Below are 7,109 nucleotides of genomic sequence, written 5' to 3'. Positions count from 1 at the left end.
GCCTCCGCCGCCCGGAGGCCCCGCCGCGAAGCCCGAGGCGCAGCCCGAAAGGCCCTCCGCACCCGAGGCGAGCCCGGCGCCGGCACGGCGACCTGCCGCGCGCGAGGGGCGCCCGGCCAAGGACGACGCGCCTGCCAGAGCGGACGAGACATGATGACCGAGCCGCGCCTTCCGAACGGCACGCGCATCGCCGGTCATGTCATCGTGGATCAGATCGGACGGGGCGGGTTCGGGATCACCTACCGGGCAAGCGTGCTCGAGACCGGCGCCATCGTCGCGCTGAAGGAATATTTCCCCTGCGACATGGCCCATCGCGACGCGCAGGGCTTCGTCCGCCCGCTGCCCAAGGCCGAGCGGATGTACCAAGAGGGGCTGCGGGCCTTCATCACCGAGGCGAACATCCTGAAGGCGCTGCCGCAGCAGGCCGGGCTGGTGCGGGTGCGCGGCGCCTTCGAGAAGTTCGGCACCGCCTATTGCGCCATGGACTTCATCGAGGGCGAGCCGCTCAGCCGTCTCGTGCAGGCGACGATCCAGCGCACCGGCTTCATCGCCGAGGACCTGCTGCGCAGCTTTCTCGCCCCGATCTGCCTCGCGCTCGAGACGGTGCATTCGACGAACCTTGTCCACCGCGACGTGAAGCCCGCCAACATCATGATCTCGCGCAGCGACCAGCAGCCGATCCTGATCGACTTCGGCGCCGCGCGTCCCTCGGGACAACGCGGGTCGCTGGCGATGTTCACCCGCAGCTATGCCCCGGTCGAGCTGTTCCCCCGCGCGCGGGTGCGGTCGGCCCAGCCGCTGGAGGAGGGGCCGTGGAGCGACATCTACTCGCTGTCGGTCATGCTCTACGAGATGGCCACGCGGCAATTGCCCCCCAGCGCGCCCGACCGGGCGGCGGCGGTCGCCGCGGGGGCGCCCGATCCTTATGTGCCGCTGACGGCGCTTCTGGCGCAGCGGCGGCTGCGCGGCAGCTACTCGCCCGCCTTCGCCTCGGCGGTCGATGCCGGCTGCGCGCTCTGGCCGGAGGCGCGGCCGCGGACGGTGCGCCAGTTCGCCTACATGGCCGGCGTCGAGATGGGTGCGGCCCCGCAGCCGTCGCGCCGCAGCTCGACGGGGGCTGTGTCCTCACCGTCCTCGGCGGTGCCGCGCACCCAGCGTCGCCCCGTCAACCGCCATTCCATCGCCATGGTGCTGCTGATGCTGCTGATCGCGGGCGCGGCCGTGGCCTATGGCGTCGTCTCGCGCCAGCCCGCCTGGGTGGCCTACTGATGCTGAGACTTCTGGGCGTGCTTTTCGGGTTCCTGTGCGCTGCAAGCGCCGCGGCACAGGATTTCACCGCCGTCGCGCGGCTGACAGATGCCTCGGTGGGCCGGATCTTCGTGGACGTTCCCCGCGGAATGAAGACCGGCGCCGGCATGGTCTTCGGCCAGGGCGCAGGCGGCGGGCTGCTCTACCTGACCAACTACCACGTCGTCGAGCACGGTGGCGACATCGCCGTCTTCTTCAAGAAAGGCGAGGCGATCTCGATCTACAGCGGGACGGTCCTCGCCGTGTCACCGGAGAAGGACCTGGCGGCGCTGCGCCTCACGCCCGAAGAGATCGGCACGCCGCCGCCGCCGCCCCTGGCCATCGACACGCGACGGCTGGAGAAGGGCGAAGCCGTGGTGGCCATCGGCTATCCCGGCGCGGCCGACGCCACCATGGGCCGCGACATGAACATCGCCGCCTTCGAGACCACGTTGACCGGCGGCAGCGTCAGCCGCGTGCTGATCGGGTCGTGGCCGGGGAGCCCGGAGGCGGAACTGGAGCTCGTCCAGCACTCCGCGCCCATCAGCCCCGGCAATTCGGGCGGTCCGCTGCTCGACCAGTGCGGGCGGGTGATCGGGGTGAACACGATGGGCGCTACGGATGTGGCGGGGATCTACCTCGCCTCCTCGGCTGGCACCATCGCGGAGTTCCTGGCCGAGGCCGGGCTTCCGGTGCAGACGGCGAGAGGCGGGTGCGGCGGGACGCCGGCCGCGGCGCCACCCGCCGCCACGGCGGAGGCGGAGGGCGGCGTGCCGCTCTGGATGATCCTCGGCGGAACGGGCGCCTCGCTGGCGCTGATCCTGGGCGCCATGGCGGTCGCGGCCGGCAGCCGGGGCAGCGAGCCCGCGGCACCCCGGGTCGCGCTGACGCTGACCATCGCCGCGGGCGGATCGCGCCAGCGGCGCGGCATCGGACGGGCGAGCCTGCAACGCGGCGTCGTCATCGGACGCGGCGGCGCGGCCGAGGTGGCGATCGACAGCCCGCGGATCAGCCGCGAGCATCTGCGGCTGACGCTCGAGGGGCGGCGGCTGATGGCGACCGACCTCGGCTCGACCAACGGGACGGTGGTGGATGGCAAGCCGCTGCCGCCGAACCAGCCGCGGCAGGGGGGCGAGGCGACGGTTCTGGTGCTGGGCGACGAGGTCGAGATCCGGCTGAGGGCGGGGTCATGAAGGATCTGGCGCCCCCCGACCTGGCGGCATCGGACGCCGCAGCCGACATCCGGGATCTCTCGGTCCGGTTGGGAGAGCGGTTCGAGGTGGCGATCGAGCGGCTCTCGGTCGCACCGGGCGAGGTGCTGGTGCTGGACGCCCCCAGCGGCAGCGGCAAGAGCACGGTGCTCGGGCTCGTTGCGGGGGCGGTTGCGCCTCAGGCGCGGCCGGCGCGGCATCGGGTGGCGGGGCACGATCTGGCCCTGGCGGCGCGCCCGCCGGGGCCTGCGGCGATGGGCTTCGTGCTTCAGACACATGCGCTGGTGCCCTATCTGACCATGGGCGACAACATCGGCCTGCCGGCGCGGATCGCGCGGCTGCGGGTGGCGCCGGACTGGGCGCGGGAGGTGGTGGGCTCGCTCGGCCTTGCCGATCTGATGGGCCGGTTTCCGGCGCAGCTTTCGGTAGGCCAGCGCCAGCGGGCGGCCGTGGCGCGGGCGATGCTCGCGCGGCCGCGGCTGCTCCTGCTGGACGAGCCGGTCTCGGCGCTCGACCCCGCCAATGTCCACGCGGTGGAGGAGCTGATCCTGCGGCTCGCCGGGGATGCGGGCTCGGCCGTGCTGCTCGCGGGCCACCAGATCGCGGGAAGCGCCTTCGCCGCCTGCCGTCGCGTGCGACATCGGGTGGAGGTTGCGGGCGCGCTGACGCGCTCGGTCTTCCGGGCGGAGGCGGGCTGATGCCGCTGCCCATCGTTCTGGCGCTGCGCGAATTGCGGCACGACTGGATCTCGGCGCTCTGCTTCGTGGCGGCGCTGGTGGGCGTGCTGGCGCCCATGCTGATCCTGCTCGCGCTGAAGACGGGGGCGCTCGACACGATGGTCGAGCGGCTGGTCGACGACCCGGCGAACCGGGAGCTGCTGGCGGTGGGCGCCGGTGCGCATGACGAGGCCTTCTTCCGTTGGCTCGAGGCGCGGCCCGAGGTGGGCTTCGTCGTGCCCGCCACGCGCAGCATCAACGCGCTTGCGGATGCGGTGGTGGTCTCCTTCCCCCGCCGTTCGGTGGTGCGGGAGGTGCCGCTGGTGGTCTCGGCCGCGGGCGATCCGCTGCTTGCGGGGGAGGTCGGGCCGGGGCGGGTCTGGCTGAGCGCGCCGCTTGCGAAGTCGCTGGGGGCGGCGCCCGGCGGGGTGCTGACGATGGTGATCGGGCGGCGCATCGACGGCCTTGAGCAGACGGCGCGGCGGCGGCTGGAGGTGGCGGGGATCGTTCCGGCCGAGCGCTACGGACGCCCGGCGCTGTTCCTCTCGCTGCCGGACATGCTGGCGATCGAGCGGTTCCGCGACGATCCGGCCGTCACGCCCGACAGCTGGCTTCAGGCAGCCGCGCCGCCTGCGGCCTTTGCCAGCTTCCGCCTCTATGCACGGACGCTTGCCGATCTCGGCCCGCTCTCGGCGGCGCTGGAGGAGCGCGGCGTCTCGGTGCGCCCGCGGGCGGAGAATGCGGCGCTGCTGCTGCAGCTGCGGCGGGGCGCGGACCGGCTCTATCTTGCGGTTGCCGCCCTGGCCGCCGCCGGGTTCTGGGCCGCGATGAGCGCCAACCTCCGCGGCATGGTGGAGCGGCGGCGTCTGGCCTTCAGCCTGCTGCGGATGCTGGGTCTCGCGCCCGCGCAGCGCGCGACGGTGCCGCTGATCCAGAGCCTCGTGCTGATCGGGGCGGGGCTTGGCCTGTCGCTCGCCCTCGTCCTGCCGTCGCTCGCGCTGATCAATGCGAGCTTCCCTGCCGTGGCCGAGGGGGCGGCGCTGGCGCGGCTCAGACCGGACCAGCTGGGCGGGGCGGCGGTGCTTGCCTGCGTGACGGCGCTGACCGCGGCGCTCTGGGCGATGGCGGCGGTGCTGCGGATCCCGAGCGAGGAGGTGTTGCGTCATGGCTAGGGCATGGGGTCTTGCGCTGGCGATCCTCTTGGCCGCGCCGCCCGTCGCGGCAGCCGAGATCACGGTGGATGAGAAATACTGGAACCCGCAACCGGCCGAGGGCGACCTCGTGCTGCCCTTGCCCTGCGGCGGGGCGATGGCCTTCCGCCCGGTGGCGACACCCAATGCCGACGGCGCGGTGGGCGACGTTCCGGTCATCCTCGGCCGCGAGGACGAGGACCAGCCTTATCTGGACGGCACGCGGCGCTCCTATGTCTCGGGCGGGTTTCCGGGGACGGGCGAGGCGGAAGCCAAGGCCGTTTTCTACATGGCGAAATACGAGATCGCCGAGGCGCAGTATCGCGCGGTGACGGAAGGCTGCCCGCAGAAGGAGCCGCGCCGGCGCGACTTCCTGCCGGTGAGGGAGGTGACGAAGACCGAGCTTGACGCCTTCGCGCAGGCCTGGACGGTCTGGCTGATGCGGAACGCGCCGGAAAGCCTCGCCCTCGCCGGTGCGGCGTCGGCCCATCTGCGGCTTCCGACCGAGGAGGAGTGGGAATTCGCCGCACGGGGCGGTCTTGCCGTCGATCCGGCGCTGTTCCGCGGCGCGCTGCCGCCGATCCCGCCCGGCCACTCCGCGTCGGAATATATCGCGCATGGCGGCAACGACAGCGCGGGCGGCAAGGTGCAGGCGATCGGCACGCTGGCGCCCAATCCGCTCGGGCTGCACGACATGCTGGGCAACGTCTCGGAATATGTGCTGACCCCCTTCGCGATGGTGCGCCACGGCCGGCTGCACGGGCAGGCGGGCGGCCACGTCAAGCGCGGGGGCGACGCGCGCACGCCGCTCGACCAGATCACCAGCGCAACCCGGTTCGAGGTGCCGCCCTTCGACGCGCATTCGAAGGACGTGACGCGCGAGGCCTTCACCGGCGGACGGCTCGTGCTGTCCACGCTCTCGATCACCTCGGCCGAGCAGGCGAAGGCGGTCGCGGCGGCGCTCGAGACCCTGTCGCGGGCCGACCCTGCGCTGGATTCGGCGGCCTCGGAGGCCGAGGTTCTGGCGTTGCTCGACCGGCTTCAGCGCGAGGCCGGCGATGCCGCCGATCGCAGCCGCTTTGCCACCATCGCCCGGACGATCCGCGAGGCCCGCGCCGAGACGAACGCGCAGCGCGACCGGACCATCCGCATGATCCTCGGCTCGTCGGTGCTGACCTGCGACCAGATCGTGCAGCGCTACCTGAACGCGCTGGCCATCGCGGCGCTGGTGCCGAGCTATGACGGGCTGGCCGCCGAGGCCGAGGCGAGCGGCGACACCGCACTGGCGCAGGAGGTGGCCGAGGCCCGCGCCGAAGCCGAGGCGAAGCTGCGCGAGATGGAGGAGGCGGTCGGCCGCGAAAGCGTCGACTACGCCAACCTGATCGAGGGGCTTTCGGCCGAATTCTCGCAGGAGCTGCTGGCGGCGCAGATCGCAGCCGTGCGCGACGAGCACGAGAGCCGTGGCCCGCGGCGCGGCGCCTGCCTCGGCGCGGTGCAGGCCCATCTCGACCGGCGCGGCGACACCGGGATGAACGATCTCGCCGCCATCCGGTCCGACATGCAACAGATCGCGGCCGCGCAGGCCCGCTAACCTCAAGGAGCAACCCCCATGCGGGATTTTCTGAACAAATCGCTGGCCGTGCTGGTCTGGATCGCCACCGGCTTCAACGTCGCCCTGTCCTGCTATACCGGCGCGATGATCATCCGCTATTCGCCGAAGTACATTGTCGGCGACAGTGCGGTGATCCTCTACGGCTTCCTGATCATCCTGTTCGGGGTGACGCTGTCGCTGGTCTTCGCAGGCATCTGCTTCCAGATCATGGACATCCGCACCTTCACCAAGCATGTCGCGCTGAACCAGCGCCGGGTGTGACGGCAGGGTGACGGCGATGGCGAGCGAACTCCAGCCCGGCGACGTGATCCAGGACACCTACCGCGTCGAAGCGCGGCTGGGGCAGGGCGGCATGGGCACGACCTGGCGCGGGATGAACCTCACGACGCAGGATGTGGTGGCGATCAAGGTGATGACGCCCGAGATCGCGCTGGTGCCCAAGGCGGTCGAGCTGTTCCGCCGCGAGGCGCAGCTCTTGCGCAAGGTCCAGAGCGACGCGGTGATCCGCTACGAGACCACGCTTCAGGACCGCGAGGGGCGGCTGTATCTGATCATGGAGTTCGTCGACGGCCAGCCTTTGTCGCATTACCTCGAACGCGGGGCGCGGCTCGCGCCCGGCGACGTGCTGCGGCTGGGGCGGCGGATGGCGGGGGCGCTGGCGGCGATTCACGCGCTCGGCATCGTCCACCGCGACGTGGCGCCCGACAACATCATGCTGCCCGACGGCGACATCGGCCATTGCAAGCTGATCGACTTCGGGCTGGCCTCGAACACGTCGGGGACCGAGGCCTCGATCATCGGGTCGAGCTATGCCGGGAAATACTCCTATTCCTCGCCCGAGCAGTTCGGGCTGCACGGCGCGCGGGTGGGGCCGGCCTCCGACATCTACTCGCTCGGCCTCGTGCTGATGAAGGTCTGCGGGCTGAAGGTGCCGGGCGAGGGGATGGGCATGGCCGCGGTCGAGGTGCGGCGGGAGAATGTGACGATCCCGCGCGACGCGGGCCTGCCCCCGGCGCTGGCGCGGCTGTTCGAAGCGATGCTGCGCACCCGGCCCGAGGAGCGCCCCGCCGACCTGCAGAAGCTGTTCGCCGAG

7 protein-coding genes are annotated in these 7,109 nt (G+C 72.0%); all 7 read left to right on the top strand.

Going from position 1 to position 7,109, the window contains the following annotated elements; genetic code table 11:
* Positions 1–153 precede the first annotated feature (153 nt).
* Entirely contained in the window at positions 154–1,269 is a 1,116-nt protein-coding gene (locus A9O63_RS17000) for a serine/threonine-protein kinase (RefSeq protein WP_069332995.1), read from the top strand.
* Positions 1,269–2,480: a trypsin-like peptidase domain-containing protein gene (locus tag A9O63_RS16995; protein ID WP_069332994.1), complete on the top strand. Its 1,212-nt coding sequence runs from the start codon at positions 1,269–1,271 to the stop codon at positions 2,478–2,480. The genes A9O63_RS17000 and A9O63_RS16995 overlap by 1 nt, the downstream gene beginning before the upstream one ends.
* The gene (locus A9O63_RS16990) at positions 2,477–3,196 is read left to right on the top strand and encodes an ATP-binding cassette domain-containing protein (protein ID WP_069332993.1); all 720 of its coding nucleotides are present in this window, start codon (positions 2,477–2,479) and stop codon (positions 3,194–3,196) included. Before A9O63_RS16995 ends, A9O63_RS16990 begins: the two co-directional genes overlap by 4 nt.
* Complete coding sequence (locus A9O63_RS16985; protein ID WP_069332992.1) at positions 3,196–4,386, top strand: ABC transporter permease family protein; 1,191 nt, start codon at positions 3,196–3,198, stop codon at positions 4,384–4,386. Before A9O63_RS16990 ends, A9O63_RS16985 begins: the two co-directional genes overlap by 1 nt.
* A complete protein-coding gene (locus tag A9O63_RS16980) occupies positions 4,379–5,995 on the top strand; it encodes a formylglycine-generating enzyme family protein (protein ID WP_069332991.1) in 1,617 nt (538 codons plus the stop codon). The genes A9O63_RS16985 and A9O63_RS16980 overlap by 8 nt, the downstream gene beginning before the upstream one ends.
* Before the next feature lie 18 nt (positions 5,996–6,013).
* Positions 6,014–6,277: a hypothetical protein gene (locus tag A9O63_RS16975; RefSeq protein WP_069332990.1), complete on the top strand. Its 264-nt coding sequence runs from the start codon at positions 6,014–6,016 to the stop codon at positions 6,275–6,277.
* A gap of 16 nt (positions 6,278–6,293) precedes the next feature.
* Positions 6,294–7,109: serine/threonine-protein kinase (locus A9O63_RS16970; RefSeq protein WP_141703107.1), on the top strand; the 816-nt coding region annotated here is incomplete at its 3' end.

Origin of the sequence: Cereibacter johrii (genome assembly GCF_001720585.1) — a bacterium.
GTDB classification, from domain to species: domain Bacteria; phylum Pseudomonadota; class Alphaproteobacteria; order Rhodobacterales; family Rhodobacteraceae; genus Cereibacter_A; species Cereibacter_A johrii.
This window is presented reverse-complemented; position numbering and strand designations above follow the sequence as displayed.

Excerpts from the sequence above, each read along its gene's own strand:
- A9O63_RS17000 (WP_069332995.1), top strand. The coding sequence starts at position 154 with ATGACCGAGCCGCGCCTTCCGAACGGCACGCGCATCGCCGGTCATGTC.
- A9O63_RS16990 (WP_069332993.1), top strand. The coding sequence starts at position 2,477 with ATGAAGGATCTGGCGCCCCCCGACCTGGCGGCATCGGACGCCGCAGCC.
- A9O63_RS16980 (WP_069332991.1), top strand. The coding sequence starts at position 4,379 with ATGGCTAGGGCATGGGGTCTTGCGCTGGCGATCCTCTTGGCCGCGCCG.
- A9O63_RS16985 (WP_069332992.1), top strand. The coding sequence starts at position 3,196 with ATGCCGCTGCCCATCGTTCTGGCGCTGCGCGAATTGCGGCACGACTGG.
- A9O63_RS16975 (WP_069332990.1), top strand. The coding sequence starts at position 6,014 with ATGCGGGATTTTCTGAACAAATCGCTGGCCGTGCTGGTCTGGATCGCC.
- A9O63_RS16995 (WP_069332994.1), top strand. The coding sequence starts at position 1,269 with ATGCTGAGACTTCTGGGCGTGCTTTTCGGGTTCCTGTGCGCTGCAAGC.